This is a genomic window from Rhizobium sp. GCM10022189 (assembly GCF_042656325.1).
Lineage (GTDB): Bacteria > Pseudomonadota > Alphaproteobacteria > Rhizobiales > Rhizobiaceae > Rhizobium.
The window spans coordinates 124,867-143,555 of sequence record NZ_JBHSOR010000003.1 but is presented as its reverse complement, the minus strand read 5'-3'; the positions used below and the strand labels follow the sequence as shown (position 1 = coordinate 143,555).

Here is an 18,689-nt window from a genome sequence, read left to right as displayed (position 1 = left end):
AGCAAATGTAATTTCAAATAGAAAATGCCCCGGCGAAAGCCGAGGCATCAATTTTCTACTCGGATATTCTGGTCAGGCGGCGCGGCCCATCGCATTTGCCAGCCGAACTGCCACCGGAAGCCGGCCCGGCACCTTGCGAATGATTTCCTCTGCGAAACAGTGAGCGTTCTCGCGGGCCTTGTCGAGGTTGCTGACGCGCATCGGGTCCATCGTGTGCAGCGTGCCGCCGCAATCGAAAATGTCGCGGAAGGCCGAGCGTTCGATGATCGCGGTGTCGAGAACCGGCACATGTCGCTCGTTCAGCAATGCCTTGACGAGCTGCAGCGCGCGGGTCGTGACCATGGAATTGACGCGGGTCAGCACGACGGAATGGCCGATCCTGATGCCCGCCTTCTCGTCGAGATATTGCAGCAGTTCGAGAACCTGGGCGCCGCCGCGGGCATCCATCGCGCAGCCCTGGATCGGGATCAGCACGTGGTCGGAAAGACCGACGGCCGTCGCCAGCAGCGGATTGCGCGCGCCCGGCAGGTCGACGATGAAATAATCGGTATTCTGCTTGTTTTCGCTGATGTGCTGCGGCAGCGAGGCCGTCGTGACGAAATCGATGACGCTGATATTGGGCACATGGCCGGAGATTTCGTGCCAGCGCGAAATCCAGTGCTGCGGATCGGCATCGAGGATGGTGACGCGGTAGCCCTGGCGGGCAAGCTCGGTGGCAAGCAGCAATACGGCCGTGGTCTTGCCGGCGCCGCCCTTGGTATTTGCGAATGTGATGACTGGCATATGTGAGTCCTCGAAGGGGAATGGCGCGAGCCGGCATCGCTCTTTTTCTATTCGCACTGTCGGAGCATCGTGCGGTTAACCCATCCTTTCCAATCGTGGTTAACAAATTCTAAACGCGCCCGCCGAAATTGCGGCCTCGATTTCTCGCATCCTCTGGAAAACGGACGCCCTGAAACGCAAAAAAGCCCGGAAAGCCAAGGCTTTCCGGGCCAGTTTGCAGGTCCGCCTCTTGTCTGTTCAGAAACAATCCTTGAACAGAGTCCTGGTATTTTCCAGCGTCATCGCAACCGGATTGCCGCCCGCACTCGGGTCCTCGATCGCCATTGCCGCCAGTTCGTCGATCCTGTCGGGGGTGATTCCCATGGCAGAAAGGTTTTCCGGCACGCCGAGTTCCGAGCGCAGCTTCAGCACGTAGTCGTAAAAACCGTCGAAACCGCCCGATATGCCGAGATAGGCAGCGGCGCGTCCGATCTTCTCTTCGATCGCCGGGCGGTTGAAGCGCAATACTGCCGGCATGACGACGGCATTGGTCATGCCGTGATGGGTGTTGTAGACGGCGCCGATCGGGTGCGAGAGCGCGTGGATGGCGCCAAGCCCTTTCTGGAAGGCGACGGCACCCATGGCGGCGGCCGACATCATGTTGGCGCGGGCTTCGAGATCCGTGCCCTCCTTATAGGCGCGCGGCAGGAATTCCTTGACGAGCCGCATGCCCTCCAGCGCGATGCCGGCGGACATCGGGTGGTAGAAGGGCGAGGAATAGGCTTCCAGGCAATGCGCGAAGGCATCCATGCCGGTACCGGCGGTGATGATCTTCGGCATGCCGACCGTCAGTTCCGGATCGGAGATGACGACGCCCGGTAGGAACTTCGGGTGGAAGATGATCTTCTTCACATGCGTCGCCGAATTGGTGATGACGCTGGCGCGGCCGACTTCCGAGCCGGTGCCGGCCGTCGTCGGCACGGCAACGATCGGCGCGATGCCTTCGACGCTGGCGCGGGTCCACCAGTCGCCGATATCCTCGAAATCCCAGACGGGGCGCGTCTGGCCGACCATGAAGGCGACGCACTTGCCGAGATCGAGGCCCGAGCCGCCGCCGAAGGCGACGACGCCGTCATGGCCGCCGTCACGGAAGGCCTTGATGCCGGCTTCGAGGTTCTTCTCGTTCGGGTTCGGATCGACATCGGCAAAGATCGCCCGGCCGAGGCCGGCATCTTCGAGAATGTCGAGCGCGTTCCGGGTGATGGCCATCGCGGCGAGGCCGCGGTCGGTGACGAGCAGCGGCTTCTTCATGCCGAGGCTCTTGCAGGCGTCGGCCAGTTCCTTGATGCGGCCGCGGCCGAGCTTGACTGATGTCGGATAGCTCCAGTTGGCGGTGATGTTGGCGCTGCTCATGCTGTGACTTTCTTCAGGTGGTAGGATTTCGGGCGCGTCAGGTTGTGGAAGCCGATGATCGACAGCGAGCCGCCGCGGCCGGTTTCCTTCACACCGGTCCAGCACAGCGCCGGATCGAGATAGTCGGCGCGGTTCATGAAGACGGTGCCGGTTTCGATGTCGCGGCCAAGCCGCCCTGCCCGCTCCGCATCCCTGGTCCAGAGCGAGGCGGTGAGGCCGTACTGGCTGTCGTTCATCAGCGCCAGCGCTTCATCGTCGTTCCTGACCTTCATGATGCCGACGGCCGGGCCGAAGGTCTCTTCGCGCATGAAGGCCATGGAATGATCGACATTGACGAGGATCTGCGGCGCGAGATAGGCGCCGCCGTCATCAGCCGGGAAAAGCTTGGGATCGACCAGCGCCTTGGCGCCCTTGGCAACCGCATCGGCGATCTGCTCGCGCACCACCTTGGCGAAGCGCTTGTGCGCCATCGGGCCGAGCGTCGTTTCGGGGTCGAGCGGATTGCCGAGCTTGTAGTTCGACACCCAGGCGACCGATTTCTCGACGAAGGCGTCATAGAGCGATTCATGCACGTAGATGCGCTCGATGCCGCAGCAGCACTGGCCGGAATTATAGGTCGCCCCGTCCATCAGCGTATCGACAGCGGCATCGAGATCGGCATCCTCCATCACATAACCCGGATCCTTGCCGCCGAGCTCCAGGCCGAGGCCGGTAAAGGTGCCGGCCGCGGCGCGCTCCATCGAGCGGCCGCCCTCGACCGAGCCGGTGAAATTGATGAAGTTGAAGCTGCCGGCGGCAATCAGCGCCGAGGTCGTCTCGTGGTCGAGGAAGACGTTCTGGAACACATCCTCGGGAATCCCGGCCTCCGCGAAGGCCTGCACCAGCCGCTCGCCGACGAGCAGCGTCTGCGAGGCATGTTTGAGCACGACCGTGTTGCCGGCCATCAGCGCCGGGGCGATCGTGTTGATCGCCGTCATGTAAGGATAGTTCCAGGGCGCCACGACGAAGACGACGCCATGGGCTTCGCGCTCGATGCGGCGCTCGAACCTGTCGCTCTCTTCGACGACGAGCGGCGCCAGAGCGTCGGCGGCAATCGAGGCGACGTAGTTGGAACGCTCGTTGAAGCCGCGATATTCGCCGCCGTATTTGATCGGCCGGCCCATCTGCCAGGCAAGCTCGGGCACGACGACATCGGACATCTCGTTGAGACGGGCGACACCCTTCAGCACCAGCTGGACGCGATCTTCGAGCGGGCGTCTGGCCCATGCCTTCTGCGCCTTGCGCGCACGCGCTACCGCTTCCTTGGCCGCGTCGAGCGACAGAGCCGGACGCTCCGCATAAACGGAGCCGTCGACCGGCGAAATGCATTGGATCATTGTCATGATCAAAAATCCTGTTTTCTTCTGGGCCGTCGCGAATGTCGCGCCCACGCCCTCCTCATCAGGAGAATCCGGGGGCGCGGCTTTCCGCTTCGGATATGTTCTTAAGCTCTCTCGAAGCCTCGCGCCACTTCCCAATCCGTCACGCGGCGGTCGTATTCTTCCTGCTCCCATTCGGCCGCACGCGTATAGTGGTCGATCACCTCGTCGCCGAAGGCTGCGCGCAGCATCTCCGATTCCGTCATCGCCTTGGTGGCGGCCCGCAGCGTGCGCGGGATCTCGCGGATATCCTTGCCGAAATAGGCATCGCCCACATAGGGCGCCTCCAGGTCCAGCTTCTTCTCGATACCGTCGATGCCGGCGGCGATCAGCGCCGCGAAGGCGAGATAGGGGTTGAGATCGGAGCCGCCGACGCGGCACTCGATGCGGATCGCCTTGGTTTCCTCGCCGCAGAGGCGGTAGCCGGCCGTCCGGTTGTCCTTGCTCCAGACCGCCTTGGTCGGCGCGAAAGTGCCGGCCATGAAGCGCTTGTAGGAATTGATATAGGGCGCGAGGAAATAGGTGATCTCGCTCGCATGGCTGAGCAGGCCGGCAATATAGTTCTGCATCAGCGGCGACATGCCGTGATGGCCGGTATGGTCGAAGAACAGCGGCTTTTCTTCCAGGCTCCAGAGCGACTGGTGGATATGCGAGGAGCTGCCGGCGGCATTGTAGTGCCACTTGGCGAGGAAGGTGATTGCCCTGCCCTTGGACCAGGCGATTTCCTTGCAGCCGTTCTTGATGATCGCATGCCGGTCGGCCATGGTGAGCGCGTCGGCGTAGCGCACGTTGATTTCTTCCTGGCCGGCAGATGCCTCGCCCTTGGAATTCTCGACCGGGATGCCGGCGCCCTGCAGCCCCTTGCGGATCGCCCGCATCACCTCCTCTTCCTTGGTCGTCTGGAAGATGTGGTAATCCTCGTTATAGGCGCTGGCGAGCTTCAGGTTCCGGTAGCCGGACGCCTGCGCCGCCTCGTATGTCTGGTCGAACAGGAAGAATTCGAGTTCCGAGGCCATGTAGGCCTTCATGCCCATGGCCTCCAGGCGCTTGACCTGCTTCTTCAGGATCGCGCGCGGCGAATGGGCAACCTCCTCGTGCGTATGGTGGTCCAGCACGTCGCAGAGCACGAGCGCCGTGCCTTCGAGCCAGGGAATGATGCGCAGCGTCGAAAGGTCCGGCTTCATCGTATAGTCGCCGTAGCCCTTTTCCCAGCTGGTGGCCTTGTAGCCGGAGACGGTTTCCATCTCCATGTCGGTCGCCTGCAGATAGTTGCAGCTGTGCGTTTCCTTCCAGGCGCTTTCGAGAAAATATTCCGCCTGGAAACGCTTGCCCATCAGGCGCCCCTGCATGTCCACCTGGCAGGCCAGCACCGTATCGATGCGCCCGTCGGCAACGTCCTGTCTGAGATCGTCGAGAGTGTAGCTGCTCATGATGTATCCGCCTGAAATTGAACCTGGGAAATCGGGACAGCGAAACGGCATGCGACCGCCGGGACAAACCCGCCCGATGCCTTTTCGTTGAACCGTGATGGGGCCGCACGGTGCGGCCCCGCCATGTGAGAGGGAAGCCTCAGTTCTTAGACTTCGCCGACGGCCTTCTCGGCCGCTGCGATTTCGGCCTGGCGCCTTGCCACTTCCTCGCCGATCGGCGGACCCTTGAAGCGGCGGCTTTCAAAGCCGAACCACACGATGCCCGTCAGGATAAGGAAGCCGACCGTGATGTAGAGCGCCCAGTCGTTCGGCGGCTGGATGCCGAGCACGAAGATCAGGACCATGGCGAGGATGGAGAGAACGGCGAAAAGCTTGAACATGCCCTCCCCGAGATTCCATGGCCCCATCTTGTCCCACTTCGAGGTTCCCCAGGCGAACAGGCCGAGCGTGATCGGGATCGCGAAGGAGAAGAACAGGAAGATGACCGTGCACGACACGACGATCGTGTAAACCGGCGTCTCGCCGATCGAAACCAGCGACGAACCCCAGACGAACAGCACCGAAAGGATCGAGCCCGTCCAGATGGCGGCAACCGGCGTGCGGTAACTCGGGCTGACCTTCGACAGCGCCTTGGAGGCCGGCAGGCCGCCGTCACGCGAGAAGGCGAAGATCATGCGCGAAACCGAGGTGACGGTTGCAAGGCCGCACAGCCACTGGCTGACGAGGATCGCGAGGTAGAGAATGTCCTTCACGACCGGATTGACCTGCGTGTCCATCGCCCAGAAGAACACGTTCCAGCCCTGCTTTGCCGCGTCGTCCATATTGGGCAGCATCAGAACGAAGGCGCACAGCATGATGTAGCCGAAGAGCGCCGACCAGAGCACGGAGGACACCATGCCGCGCGGAACGGAATGCGCCGCCTTGACGGTCTCTTCCGACGTATGGGCCGAGGCGTCGTAGCCGGTGATCGTGTAGATCGGCAGCAGCAGGCCGAGCAGGAACACCCAGACGCCCGAGGTCGCCGGCCAGACGTTGCCGCCAGCCTCGCCGGAATAGTTGGCGAAGGTGAAGAGGCGGCCGAACTCGTAGGACGGTGCGGCAAGCAGGCATACGGCGGCAAGCACGATCGCGGTTGCGAAGATCAGGTAGCCCGAGAAGTCCGTAAGCTTTGCGGTCAGCCCGATGCCCATATGGTTCACGAGCGCCTGCGCGCCGGTGATGATTACCAGGAAGACGATGCGCACCACCGTCGTGTCCGTCAGCCCGAGATAGCTCGTGCCGAAGGCCCCCATGAAGAAATAATAGGTGCCGACGTTGATGGCGCCGAGAACGGTGACGAGACCGAGCAGGTTGAACCAGGCGGTCAGCCAGCCCGTGAAGCGGTTGCCGAGGATCGACCCCCAGTGATAGAGGCCGCCCGCCGTCGGATAGGCGGAGCTGATCTGCGCCATCGCGACGGCAAAGACGAGCGAAACGAAGCAGCCGAGCGGCCAGCCGATGCCGATGGCGGCACCGCCGGCACCCGCCGTTGCCTGCGCGAGCGAGTTGATGCCGCCCGACAGGATGCAGATGATCGAGAAGGATACGGCGAAATTCGAGAACGAGCTCATCCGCCGTTCGAGTTCCTGGGCATAGCCCATGGAATGCAGGATATGCATATCCTGCTTCTTATCACTTTCGGAATAGTCCGACATGACTTCCCCCTGTTGACAATCGCCCGCGGGATTGCCGGCGATCCTGTGCCAATAGTGCCCGTGGCTTTTCGCCTTGCGGGCTGTTCGCAGTTAAACTGCTCCCCGGGGTCTTCTTTTTATTCAGGCGTCCAGGCTTTGCTGGAGCAGCCTTGTGAGATAGTCGGCCACGACCCCTTGGCCGGTATCGTCTGCGATCAGGTCGTTGCGGACCTCGATCATGACATTGCGAAGCCCGTTGGAAATGCCGTGCAGGATCAGCGTGTGCGTGACGCCGTCCTCCGGTCCGTAGGGTTCGTTGCGTTCGGTGCGGTAAAGCGGCGCCTCGGCCGCAAAACCCAGCATGCGGTCGGCAAGGCGGCTGTCCTCGTCGTGGAGGATACCGAGCTCCACGGCGCGCGGCCTGCCATTATAGACCGGAGTGAAGCTGTGGATCGTCACGATCACGCTATCCTGCCCCCTCGCCTGCCGGTCGCGGATCAGCGCGCGCACCCCGTCATGGAAGGGCAGGTAGAGCGCCTCCGTGCGGGCCTTGCGCTCGTCTTCGCTCAAATCCTTGTTACCGGGTATCGCATAGATCTCGCTGACCTCGGGCATGGCGCCCGGCGAGTCCGGCGGCCGGTTGCAGTCATAGATCAGCCGGGAGAAGCGCTGGTAGATCAGCGTCGCATCCAGAGCGGACGAAATGGCGCGGGCAACGGCCAGCGCGCCCGGATCCCAGGCGATATGGCTCGACAGCGCTTCGTCGGAGAGGCCGAGATTGCCGAAATGTTCAGGAAGCGTGCGGGATGCATGCTCGCAGACCAGCAGCACCGGGCTCTGGCCGTGAGCGCGTTCGATTGCGACGCAATCACCGTCCGCTTCGCTGAGAATTCGGGCCTGAGCCAGCACCAACGGCACCTCCCCCATCGCTTAATAAATTCTTTATAAGAAAAGAATTCTTCAGCTTCACGAGAGTGTCAAGCACACTCTGAAAATTTCTTTTCATGACAGTCATTGACATGGATTGTGACAGCGTTGTTAACTTTCGGTGGGAAAGTGGCGCCAGACCATCCCGGGGAGCAAAATCACGTGAGTGTCGCGGCCAAGACCGTTTCGGACGTCATTCATTCGCATCTCGGCGTGCTCACGCGCGCTGAAAAACAATTGGCCGAAAGCCTGCTCGACAACTATCCCGTTTCGGGCCTCGGCAGCATCACCACCATCGCCGAAAATGCCGGCGTATCGACGCCGACGGTCGTGCGCATGGTCCAGAAGCTCGGCTACAAGGGCTATCCCGATTTCCAGCAGCACCTGCATCAGGAAGTCGAGGCGACGATTTCCAACCCCATCGCCAAGCACGACCGCTGGGCTCAGAACGCGCCCGGCACGCATATATTGAACCGTTTCGCCGATGCCATCATGGGCAATCTGCGCCAGACGCTCAGCGATCTCGACACCGCGACCTTCGACAATGTCGTCGCCCTGCTCTCGGACCGCAAGCGCACGCTCTATTTCGTCGGCGGCCGCATCACCGGCGCGCTTGCGGAATATTTCTTCACCCATATGCAGGTCATCCGCCCGAACACCGCCCTGCTCTCCTCCAATTCGTCGAGCTGGCCGCAATATGTCCTCAATATGAATCCGGGCGACCTGCTGATCATCTTCGATATCCGCCGCTACGAGCAGGAAATGGTGAGCCTTGCCACCGCCGCAGCCAAGCGCGGCGCCGAGATCGTCGTCTTTACCGACCAGTGGGCCTCGCCCGCAGCCAAGCTCGCCCGCCACGCCTTTCGCGTGCAGATCGAGGCGCCGTCGGCATGGGATTCCTCCGTCGTCACGCTCTTCATCGTCGAGGCGCTCATCGAAGCGGTGCAGAATTCGACCTGGGACGAGACGAAGGAGCGCATGAAAACGCTGGAAGGCCTGTTCGAACAGACCCGGCTTTTCCGCAAACCCGGTTAGGAGGGAGAACTAAAACAAGGGCAAAAACAATGACGGATTTCGCGGAAACAGAACAGCCTGTCGCAAACGAAACATCTGCCGCAAGCGCCTGCTATTCATGGCAAAATTAACGTCATGCAACTGTCATACAAGCTTCATCTAACGACAGTAACAGCACATCGGACACTGAAAACCCGAAGGAGAACAACAGTGATCTCTAACATTTCTCGACTGCTTTCGCTTTCTACTGCGATGATCGTAGCTTCGACTGCGATCGCAGCCGCCGAACCGAGCGCCGATCTTATCGCTGCCGCCAAGAAGGAAGGCACGCTGACGACGATCGCTCTGCCGCACAACTGGTGCGGTTACGGCGATCTGATCGCTGCTTTCAAGGCAAAGTACGGCATCGAAGTCAACGAACTGAACCCGGACGCCGGTTCGGGCGACGAAATCGAAGCCATCAAGGCCAACAAGGGCAACACCGGCCCGCAGGCTCCCGACGTTGTCGACGTCGGCCTCTCCTTCGGTCCGTCCGCCAAGAAGGACGGCCTGATCCAGCCTTACAAGGTCTCCACCTGGGATTCCATTCCGGACTCCGCCAAGGACGCCGAAGGCTACTGGTACGGCGACTATTACGGTGCCCTGACCTTCATCGTGAACACCGACATCGTCAAGAACGTCCCGAAGGACTGGGCCGACCTGAAGAAGCCGGAATACGCAAACACCGTTTCGCTCGCTGGCGACCCGCGCGTTTCCAACCAGGCTTACCAGGCTGTTTACGCCGCTGGCCTGGCTGCCGGTGAAAAGGATGCCGCCAAGGCCGGTGAAGCTGGCCTGAAGTTCTTCGGCGACCTCAACAAGGCCGGCAACCTCGTTCCGGTTATCGGCAAGTCCGCCTCGCTCGCTCAGGGCTCCACCCCGATCGTCATCGGCTGGGACTATAACGGCCTCGCATGGCGCGACAGCCTGAACGGCAACCCGCCGGTCGAAGTCGTCGTTCCGCAGACGGGCGTTGTTGCCGGCGTTTACGTCCAGGCAATCTCCGCTTTCGCTCCGCATCCGAACGCTGCCAAGCTCTGGATGGAATTCCTGTACTCGGACGAAGGCCAGATCGGCTGGCTGAAGGGCTATTGCCACCCGATCCGCTTCAACGACCTCGCCCAGAAGGGCCTGGTTCCGAAGGAACTGCTCGACAAGCTGCCGCCGGCTGAAGGCTACGCAAAGGCCGTCTTCCCCTCTGTTGAAGAACAGAACGCCGGTGCTGCCGTCATCACCAAGCAGTGGGACAGCGTTGTAGGCGCCAACGTCAAGTAATTGACTGACCCGGCCTCTCCGTCTCTAATCGACGGGGAGGCCTTTCTCGTTCCGTGGCCCCAGGAAGAGCTTTTCCATGAGCACAGTTTCAACGCCTATGGTCAGCGCCGCGCCCTTGATCAACAAAGACAGAGTGATCGACTGGCTGGGCATTGCGCCTTTCATTATATTCTCGCTGTTATTCCTGATCATACCGACGCTCTACCTGGTCGTGGGCGCGTTTTTTACGCCCGAGGGACAATTCACTTTCAGGAACATCGGCGACCTTTTCACGCCGTCGATCCTCAGCGCCTACTGGATCAGTATCAAGGTTTCGGTGGCTTCCGCCCTCGGCGGCGCGCTGATCGGCTTCTTCCTTGCCTGGGCCGTCGTGCTCGGCGGCCTGCCGACCTGGGTCCGCTCGACGCTGCTCACCTTCTCCGGCGTGGCCTCCAACTTCGCCGGCATCCCGCTCGCCTTCTCCTTCCTGGCAACGCTCGGCCGCACGGGTCTCGCGACCGTCATCCTGCGCGACTATTTCGGTTTCAATCTCTACGGCACGGGCTTCAACCTGCTGTCCTTCTTCGGCCTGACCATCACCTACATGTATTTTCAGATCCCGCTGATGGTGCTGATCCTGACGCCGGCTCTCGACGGCATGAAAAAGGAATGGCGCGAAGCCTCCCAGATCCTCGGCGCCACCAACCGCCAGTACTGGACCATGGTCGCCCTGCCGATCCTGTGGCCGAGCCTGCTCGGCACGACGCTGCTGCTTTTCGCCAACGCCTTCGGTGCTATCGCCACGGCTTACGCGCTGACCGGTTCGTCGCTCAACATCGTCCCGATCCTGCTCTATGCGCAGATCCGCGGCGACGTGCTTCACAACGCGAACCTCGGTTACGCGATCGCGCTCGGCATGATCGTCATCACCGGCGTTTCGAACGTCCTCTATCTCATGCTGCGCATGCGCGCCGAACGGTGGCAGAAATGACCGGACAACGTATCGGCGCCTGGATCGCCATCATCATCGGTGCGATCTACTTCTTCGTACCGCTCCTCGGCACGCTGGAATTCTCGCTGCGTATGCGCCGCGGTGTCTACAGCTTCGATGCCTACCGCTCCGTCTTCTCCGACCCGCAGTTCCAGGAAACCTTCGGCTATTCGATGCTGATGGCGCTGCTGACCATCGTCTTCGGCATGCTGCTCGTCGTGCCGACGGCCTATTGGGTTCGCCTGCGCGTTCCGCAGATGCGCCAGATCGTCGAATTCATCACGCTGCTGCCGCTCGTCATCCCGGCGATCGTCATCGTCTTCGGCTATCTGCGCATGTACAACTCGTCCTCGATCCTGCCGCTGACGGGCTTCACGACAGGAACGAACATCCTGCTCGTCATCTCCTACATCACGCTCTCGCTGCCCTATATGTACCGCTCGGTCGATACCGCCATGCGCGCCATCGACGTGCGCACGCTGACGGAAGCGGCCGAAAGCCTCGGCGCCAGCTGGACGACGATCATGTTCAAATGCATCTTCCCGAACGTCATGAGCGGCGTGCTCTCGGGCGCGTTCATCACGCTCGCGATCGTCATGGGCGAATTCACCTTCGCAGCCCTTCTGAACCGCCCGGCCTTCGGCCCCTACCTGCAGCTCGTCGGTGCGAACAAGGCCTATGAGCCGTCTGCGCTCGCAGTTATCGCATTCTCGATCACCTGGCTCAGCATGGGCCTGCTCAACCTCGTTTCACGCTTTGGCAAAGCCCGCCCGGCTAAAGCATAAGGTATTTGGCTCATGTCTTTTCTTACGCTGACCAACATTCAGAAATCCTTCGGCCAGACACAGGTCGTCAAGAACTTCAACATGAACATCGAGAAAGGGGAGTTCATCTCCTTCCTCGGCCCCTCCGGCTGCGGCAAGACGACCGTTCTGCGCATGATTGCCGGTTTCGAAACGCCGACCGGCGGCACGCTGACCATCGACGGCAAGGACCAGCGGGCGCTGAAGCCGAACCAGCGCAACATCGGCATGGTCTTCCAGGCCTATGCCCTCTTCCCGAACATGACGGTGCATGACAACGTCGCCTTCGGCCTGAAGGTCGCGGGCGCCGCAAAGCCGGAAATCGACAAGCGCGTCAAGGAAATGCTCGGCCTCATCAAGCTGGAGCATCTGGCCGACCGCTTCCCCTACCAGATGTCGGGCGGCCAGCAGCAGCGCGTCGCCCTTGCCCGTGCCCTGGCCGTCAAGCCGCAGGTCCTGCTGCTCGACGAGCCGCTGTCGGCTCTCGACGCCAAGATCCGCGTATCGCTGCGCGAGGAAATCCGCCAGATCCAGCAGTCGCTCGGCATCACCACGGTTTTCGTCACGCACGACCAGGAAGAAGCGCTGTCGATCTCCGACCGCATCGTCGTCATGAACGCCGGCAAGGCCGACCAGATCGGCACGCCCTACGAGATCTACAACACGCCGGCAACGCGTTTCGTCGCCTCCTTCGTCGGCACGCTGAACCTCATCGAAGCCAAGGTGGTCGATCCCGACAGCAACCGCATCCAGATTGGCGATCAGGGTGTCACGCTGAAGCAGTCGGTCCAGACCTACAAGGCCGGCGACACCGTCCAGCTGGCGCTGCGTCCGGAAGCCGGCTCGCTCGCCGAAGGCGCGCGCAGCGATACGGCGCTCACCGGTCAGGTCGTCTCCGCCCACTTCCTCGGTTCGGTCATCCGCACCCGCATGGATGTCGGCGGCAACGTCATCTCCTTCGACATGTTCAACAGCCCCGGCGTCACCCCGCCGTCGGCCGGCGAAACCGTAACGCTGCGCTTCATGGCCGCCGACCTGCTCGTTATCCGCGACTGATCGGACAGAATGGCTCGCGATGAAGGCGCCGCCGCACGGCGCCTTTTTCGTTTGCTGCGAGCGCAGCGTCATGCGCCCGGTTCCCGGTTGAAGGCGCTTGCGTCTCAAGAACAGAAAACCCCGCTCGATGGCGGGGCTTCCTCACTCGACCAGCGATCAGCGGATCGCCCTGTCGTTTGCATCGAAGCGATGGATATGCGTGCCATCCGGCGTCGCATAGACGATCTCGTCCGGCTCATACTTATGCTCGCCGAAGAGACGCGCGGTGATGAGCCCGCACTGCTCGGATTCCAGGTAGACGATGGTGTCGGCACCGAGATGCTCGACATGCACGGTCTTCGCCTTCCAGGTGCCGCTGTCGCGCGAGAGCGTCAGATGCTCCGGCCGGATGCCGACCGTCTTGGCTTGCCCGTCGCCCACCTTGTCGCCGGGGATGAAGTTCATCTGCGGCGAACCGATGAAACCGGCAACGAAGACATTGGCCGGGCGATTGTAGAGTTCCATCGGCGAGCCGATCTGCTCGATCGCGCCGGCATTCAGCACCACGATCTTGTCGGCGAGCGTCATGGCCTCGACCTGGTCGTGGGTGACGTAGATCATCGTCGCCTTGAGGCTGCGGTGCAGGCGGGCGATTTCAAGGCGCGTCTGCACGCGCAGCGCCGCATCGAGGTTGGACAGCGGCTCGTCGAACAGGAAGAGTTCCGGTTCGCGCACGATCGCACGACCGATTGCCACGCGCTGGCGCTGGCCGCCCGAAAGCTCGGACGGGCGGCGGGCGAGATACTGTTCGAGCGACAGCATCGACGAGGCCCTGGTAACGCGCTTTTCGATCTCGTCCCTGGCGGTACCCGCCTGCTTGAGGCCAAGGCCCATATTGTCCTTCACCGTCAGGTGCGGATAGAGCGCGTAGGACTGGAACACCATGGCGATGCCCCGCTTGGCCGGCGGCGTCAGCGTCTCCTCCTTGCCGTTGATGATGACGGCACCCGAGGTGACGTCTTCCAGGCCGGCAATGCTGCGCAACAGGGTCGATTTTCCGCAGCCGGACGGGCCGACGAAAATGACGAATTCGCCGTCCTTGACCTCAAGGTCGATGCCCTTCAGCACTTCATGCGTGCCGTAGGCCTTGCGGATGGATTTGAGTTGAAGCGATCCCACTAGTCTTTCCTTATAGTCTAACCGGTCGGCCGGTGCGCACGCTTTCGTCAGCGGCAAGGCAGATGCGCAGCGAAGCCACGGCATCCTCCATATGGCGGGTAAGGTCGATATCCTCGCGCACGGCGCGCAGCACGAAGGCCTGCTCCAGGTCGCAAAGCTGCTGGTGGCCGGGCTCGCCCGTCATGGTCATGTCCTGATCGGGACGGATGAACTTGCCGTCAGGCCCCGTTTCTGCCGTGTGCAGCCGGATGACTGAGGTCTTGGTATGCGTGTCGATATCGTCGGACTTCGCCTTCGGGTCCATGACAATCGAAACGGCACCGTTCGGCGACATGACGTCCTTCACGAAGAAGGCGGTCTCCGAAATCATCGGCCCCCAGCCGGCCTCGTACCAGCCGACGGAACCGTCTTCGTAGAGCACCTGCAGGTGCCCGTAATTATACATGTCGGGCGCGATCTCGTTCGACAGGCGCAGGCCCATGCCGCGCACTTCGACCGCCCTGGCATCGGTGATCTGGCACATGACGTCGACATAGTGGACGCCGCAATCGACGATCGGCGAGGTCGTCTGCATCAGCGACTTGTGCGTCGCCCAGGTCGGGCCGCTGGACTGCTGATTGAGGTTCATGCGGAAGACATAGGGACCGCCGAGTTTGCGCGCTTCCTCGATCAGCTTGATCCACGAGGGGTGGTGGCGCAGGATATAGCCGATCACCAGCTTCTTCTTCGCCTTCTTCGCGGCTGCAACGACGCGTTCGGCATCGGCAACCGTCGTTGCCAGCGGCTTTTCGACGAAGACGTCGCAACCGGCCTCGAAGGCGGCAACCGCATAATCGGCATGGCTGTCGGAATAGGTATTGATCGAGCAGAGATCCGGCTTCAGCTCGGCAAGCGCCGTCTTGAAATCGGAATGGATCGTGTACTGCTCCAGCTCGGGCGCCAGCTGGCTCGGCTTGGAGCGATTGACGAGACCGACGATCTCGTAGCCCGGATTGTTGTGATAGGCGAGCGCATGGCTGCGGCCCATATTGCCGAGGCCGGCAACGAGTACGCGGATCGGCTTTTCGGATTGGCTCACTTGACGGCTCCCGAGGTTATGCCGCGGATCAGCTGCCGCGAGAAGATGACGTAGAGAACGAGGATCGGCAGGATCGCCAGCGACAGCGCCGCCAAAACCGCGTTCCAGTTGGTCACGAACTGGCCGATGAATATCTGCGAGCCGAGCGTCACGGTCTTGGTCGCTTCGGACGGTGCCAGGATCAGCGGGAACCACAGGTCGTTCCAGATCGGGATCATGGTGAAGACCGCGACCGTCGCCATGGCCGGCCGCACCAGCGGCAGCACGAGGCGGAAGAAGATCGCATATTCCGAGAGCCCGTCGATGCGCCCGGCATTCTTCAGGTCGTCGGAGACGGTGCGCATGAATTCCGAGAGAATGAAGATCGCAAGCGGGATGCCCTGCGCCGTATAGACGAGGATCAGCGCCGTCAGCGTGTTGACGAGGCCACTTGCCACCATGCCCTGCAGGATGGCGACCGTGCCGAGGCGGATCGGGATCATGATGCCGATCGCCATGTAGAGGCCCATAAGGGTGTTACCCTTGAACCGATATTCCGACAGCGCGAAAGCCGCCATCGCTCCGAACAGCAGCACGAGGAAGATCGCAACGATCGTCACGATGAAGCTGTTCTGGAAATAGGTGGCGAAGTCACCCTGCCCCAGCACGGTCTGATAGCCGATCAGGCTGAAGGTCGAGGGTGTCGGCACCTGCAGCGGCGAGCGGAAGATCGCGTTGCGGTCCTTGAAGGAATTCACGATCGTCAGGAACACCGGGAAGACGGCAATCAGCGTATAGGCGATCAGCGCCAGATGCACGAGGCCGGTGCGGATGGGGGATGTGCGCGCTCTGTTCGACATAGGCTCACACTCCTCAGAACTGGTAGCGACGCATGCGCCGCTGGATGGCGAAAAGATAGAAGGACACGCCGGCAAGGATGATGAGGAACATCACAGTGGCGATCGTCGCCCCCATGGACCGGTCGCCGAGCTGCAGCTGGAAGCCGAAGAAGGTGCGGTAGAGCAGCGTGCCGAGAATATCCGTCGACATATCGGGGCCGGCAAGCGCCCCCTGCACGGTATAGATCAGGTCGAAGGCGTTGAAATTGCCGACGAAGGTCAGGATCGAGATGATGCCGATCGCCGGCAGCACCAGCGGCAGCTTGATCTTCCAGAACTGCGCCCAGCCGGTAATGCCGTCGCATTCGGCAGCCTCGATCACTTCCTCGGGAATGCTCAGAAGTGCGGCATAGATCAGCATCATCGGGATGCCGATATATTGCCAGTTGGAGATCAGCGAGACCGCGATCAGCGCCGGGCCGGACTGGCCGAGCCAGGGCGCAAAGGCCCATTTCAGGCCGACGAGGCTCATCAGCCAGGGCGCGACACCCCAGATCGGCGACAGGATCAGCTTCCAGATGAAGCCGACGATGACGAAGGACAGCAGCGTCGGCAGGAAGATCGCCGTGCGGTAGAAAGCGACGAAGCGCAGGCGCGGCGTCGAAAGCAGTGCCGCCAGCGCAATACCGATCGGGTTCTGCACGCACATGTGAATGATGAAGAAGATCACGTTGTTGCGCAGCGCATTCCAGAAATCATGCACCCAGCGCGGATCGCCGAAGAGAACCTTGTAATTGGCGAGCCCGACGAAGGTCGAGGCCCCATCGACCGTATTGTAGAAGGAAAGCCGGAGCGTTTCGATCAGCGGCAGGATCATGATCGCCGAATAGACGATGAAGGCCGGAAGAAGGAAAATCCCGATATGCCAGCGTATCGGACGCTTGATCGGGACCACGTCGACTGCGTTGTCGGCTTCGCTCATTAGCACTCGCCTTGTTGTTATTGACTGGCATGGAAGCACAGCACGGATCGAAACTGGGGCCGAAAAGCTGAACTTTGTCCATCTCTCAGGTGTCGCTTCGCTATAGCGAATTGCCATGCCTGTGACATGACAAAAGACCCCTTCCGGCCAGCCGGACCTCTTCCCCGCAAGGGGGAAGAAGACTTTTGGGCGCGATCCCCTCCCTGCCGGAACCGCAACACCTGCGGCGCGCGAAGCCCCTCCCCCTTGTGGGGAGGGGTTGCGGAGGGGTTTTCCTTCACATCACTTTGCCGGCTTGTACCAGCTGTCCAGACCCTTCTGGAGCTTCTCGGCAGCAGCGGCAGGCGTATCCGTGCCGTTGATGACGTTTGCCGATTCAACCCAGGTCTCGTTTTCGAGGTTCGGCGTGCCGCGCGACAGGATCTGATAGGTCGAGCGGACGGTCGACTTGTACGGGCCGCGCCAGGAAACGAATTCCTGAGCGAGCGGATCGCTCATCTTGACCGGGTTGGAATTCAGGCTGAAGAAGCCCGGCAGTGCGTTTGCATAGATATCGGCAAACTCGGGCGAAGCGACCCAGGTGAGGAACTTCTTGGCTTCTTCCTGGTGGGTGCTCTTGGCGTTCAGGCCGACGCCGATATCCGGATGGTCGGAAATGTAGCCCTGGTCGCCGGCCTTCGGAACCGGCGGCGGGAAGGCGCCCATCTTGAACTGCGCCTGCGTGTTGAACAGCGCGATTTCCCAGGAACCGGCCGGATAGATGGCGGCGCGGCCGAGCGTGAAGAGGTTCTGGCTGTCCGAGTAGGTCTGGGCTTCGAAACCGTCGCCGAGATAGGGCTTCCACTTGGCAAGCTCTTCATAGGGCTTGACCCATTCGGCATCCGTCAGCTTCTGCTTGCCGGATATCAGCGCTTCGCGGCCCTCTTCGCCCTTCCAGTAGTTCGGGCCGATGTTCTGGTAGCCCATGGTTGCGGCTTCCCAGAGATCCTTCGTGCCCATGGCGAGCGGGATATAGGTGCCGTCGGCCTTGATCTTGTCGAGGGCGGCGAAGAACTCGTCTTCCGTCTTCGGAACAGCGATCCCGAGCTTGTCGAAGGCATCCTTGTTGTAGATGAAGCCGTGGATGACCGAAGCCATCGGCACGCAGAAGGTCGACTTGCCGTCGTCCGTCGACCAGGCGGCCTTGGCGACCGGCGAGAAATTTTCCATGCCGGACAGGCTGGTCAGGTCGACGAGCTGCTTCTTGTTGAAGAGTTCGAGCGAAGCGTCGAACGGACGGCAGGTGATGATGTCGCCCGCAGAGCCGGCATCGAGCTTGGCGTTCAGCGAAGCGTTGTATTCGGTCGGAGCGGTCGGCGAGAAGACGATCTTGATGCCCGGATTCTTGGCTTCGAAAGCCGGGATGATCTTTTCCTGCCAGATCTGCAGGTCGTCGTTGCGCCAGCTTTCGACCGTGAGCGTCACGTCGGCGGCATGAACGAGACCCGCCGACGACAGCAGGCTGGAAGCCAGCAGCAAGCTTTTCAGAGCAGTGTTTTTCATTTCCCTCTCCTGTTTTAAGCGCCGTTAGGCGCTGTTTTTGATCTGAAACAAGCAGTTGGCGTGTCTGAGGAAACACCCAACGCCCCTTTTGGAGCCGCCAAGACTGCCGGCCCCGAAGCTCTGCCGGCAGACAAGGCGCTAGCCTGCCGCCGGACGCTGCGCCCTCCCGATACGCTGAACCGGGCGCCAGAAAATGAGGGAAAGCCTGGGAAGATGCCGCGCCGTCCGCCAGCCACGCCGGCCATGCGGATTGCTGTCTGCACCTTTCTCGAAGCCTGGCCGGCGCTCTTGTCTTTGCCGGTTTTCACATGCCTCGATACGCTGTTCCCTT

16 protein-coding genes are annotated in these 18,689 nt (G+C 61.5%); 5 read left to right on the top strand and 11 right to left on the bottom strand.

The window, feature by feature from the left end; translation table 11 throughout:
• Nucleotides 1-72: 72 nt before the first annotated feature.
• From ACFPWW_RS04220 to ACFPWW_RS04195, 6 genes are all read right to left on the bottom strand, one after another.
• Nucleotides 73-783, bottom strand: a complete 711-nt coding sequence (locus tag ACFPWW_RS04220; protein ID WP_112703150.1) for an AAA family ATPase — start codon at nucleotides 781-783, stop codon at nucleotides 73-75.
• 237 nt (nucleotides 784-1,020) lie between these two features.
• Complete coding sequence (locus ACFPWW_RS04215; RefSeq protein WP_112564695.1) at nucleotides 1,021-2,175, bottom strand: iron-containing alcohol dehydrogenase; 1,155 nt, start codon at nucleotides 2,173-2,175, stop codon at nucleotides 1,021-1,023.
• Nucleotides 2,172-3,557: an aldehyde dehydrogenase family protein gene (locus ACFPWW_RS04210; RefSeq protein WP_377310574.1), complete on the bottom strand. Its 1,386-nt coding sequence runs from the start codon at nucleotides 3,555-3,557 to the stop codon at nucleotides 2,172-2,174. The genes ACFPWW_RS04215 and ACFPWW_RS04210 overlap by 4 nt, the downstream gene beginning before the upstream one ends.
• Nucleotides 3,558-3,658: 101 nt before the next feature.
• Nucleotides 3,659-5,023, bottom strand: a complete 1,365-nt coding sequence (locus tag ACFPWW_RS04205) for a glutamine synthetase family protein (protein WP_377310572.1) — start codon at nucleotides 5,021-5,023, stop codon at nucleotides 3,659-3,661.
• A 146-nt stretch (nucleotides 5,024-5,169) separates the two neighbouring features.
• The gene (locus ACFPWW_RS04200) at nucleotides 5,170-6,717 is read right to left on the bottom strand and encodes an amino acid permease (protein ID WP_112703147.1); all 1,548 of its coding nucleotides are present in this window, start codon (nucleotides 6,715-6,717) and stop codon (nucleotides 5,170-5,172) included.
• Between the two features lie 120 nt (nucleotides 6,718-6,837).
• Nucleotides 6,838-7,608, bottom strand: a complete 771-nt coding sequence (locus ACFPWW_RS04195; RefSeq protein ID WP_377310570.1) for an N-formylglutamate amidohydrolase — start codon at nucleotides 7,606-7,608, stop codon at nucleotides 6,838-6,840.
• A gap of 177 nt (nucleotides 7,609-7,785) precedes the next feature.
• On the opposite strand from ACFPWW_RS04195, the gene ACFPWW_RS04190 reads away from it, so the two are divergent.
• From ACFPWW_RS04190 to ACFPWW_RS04170, 5 genes are all read left to right on the top strand, one after another.
• A complete protein-coding gene (locus ACFPWW_RS04190; RefSeq protein ID WP_377310569.1) occupies nucleotides 7,786-8,658 on the top strand; it encodes a MurR/RpiR family transcriptional regulator in 873 nt (290 codons plus the stop codon).
• A 189-nt stretch (nucleotides 8,659-8,847) separates the two neighbouring features.
• Nucleotides 8,848-9,951 carry an ABC transporter substrate-binding protein gene (locus tag ACFPWW_RS04185; protein WP_112564685.1) on the top strand — a complete coding sequence of 368 codons (1,104 nt, stop codon included), beginning with the start codon at nucleotides 8,848-8,850 and terminating at the stop codon, nucleotides 9,949-9,951.
• A 76-nt stretch (nucleotides 9,952-10,027) separates the two neighbouring features.
• Nucleotides 10,028-10,921 carry an ABC transporter permease gene (locus tag ACFPWW_RS04180; protein ID WP_377310566.1) on the top strand — a complete coding sequence of 298 codons (894 nt, stop codon included), beginning with the start codon at nucleotides 10,028-10,030 and terminating at the stop codon, nucleotides 10,919-10,921.
• Entirely contained in the window at nucleotides 10,918-11,706 is a 789-nt protein-coding gene (locus ACFPWW_RS04175) for an ABC transporter permease (RefSeq protein ID WP_112564681.1), read from the top strand. Before ACFPWW_RS04180 ends, ACFPWW_RS04175 begins: the two co-directional genes overlap by 4 nt.
• 12 nt (nucleotides 11,707-11,718) lie before the next feature.
• Entirely contained in the window at nucleotides 11,719-12,780 is a 1,062-nt protein-coding gene (locus ACFPWW_RS04170) for an ABC transporter ATP-binding protein (RefSeq protein ID WP_112703145.1), read from the top strand.
• Nucleotides 12,781-12,936: 156 nt separating this feature from the next.
• Here ACFPWW_RS04170 and ACFPWW_RS04165 read toward each other — a convergent pair whose 3' ends face one another.
• From ACFPWW_RS04165 to ACFPWW_RS04145, 5 genes are all read right to left on the bottom strand, one after another.
• Entirely contained in the window at nucleotides 12,937-13,938 is a 1,002-nt protein-coding gene (locus tag ACFPWW_RS04165) for an ABC transporter ATP-binding protein (protein ID WP_112703144.1), read from the bottom strand.
• A 10-nt stretch (nucleotides 13,939-13,948) separates the two neighbouring features.
• A complete protein-coding gene (locus ACFPWW_RS04160; RefSeq protein ID WP_377310563.1) occupies nucleotides 13,949-15,016 on the bottom strand; it encodes a Gfo/Idh/MocA family protein in 1,068 nt (355 codons plus the stop codon).
• Nucleotides 15,013-15,855: a carbohydrate ABC transporter permease gene (locus ACFPWW_RS04155; protein WP_112564673.1), complete on the bottom strand. Its 843-nt coding sequence runs from the start codon at nucleotides 15,853-15,855 to the stop codon at nucleotides 15,013-15,015. The genes ACFPWW_RS04160 and ACFPWW_RS04155 overlap by 4 nt, the downstream gene beginning before the upstream one ends.
• Nucleotides 15,856-15,868: 13 nt before the next feature.
• Entirely contained in the window at nucleotides 15,869-16,816 is a 948-nt protein-coding gene (locus ACFPWW_RS04150; RefSeq protein WP_112564671.1) for a carbohydrate ABC transporter permease, read from the bottom strand.
• A gap of 282 nt (nucleotides 16,817-17,098) precedes the next feature.
• Nucleotides 17,099-18,358 (bottom strand): ABC transporter substrate-binding protein, encoded by a 1,260-nt coding sequence (locus tag ACFPWW_RS04145; RefSeq protein ID WP_112564669.1) that lies wholly within the window; start codon nucleotides 18,356-18,358, stop codon nucleotides 17,099-17,101.
• Nucleotides 18,359-18,689: the final 331 nt, after the last annotated feature.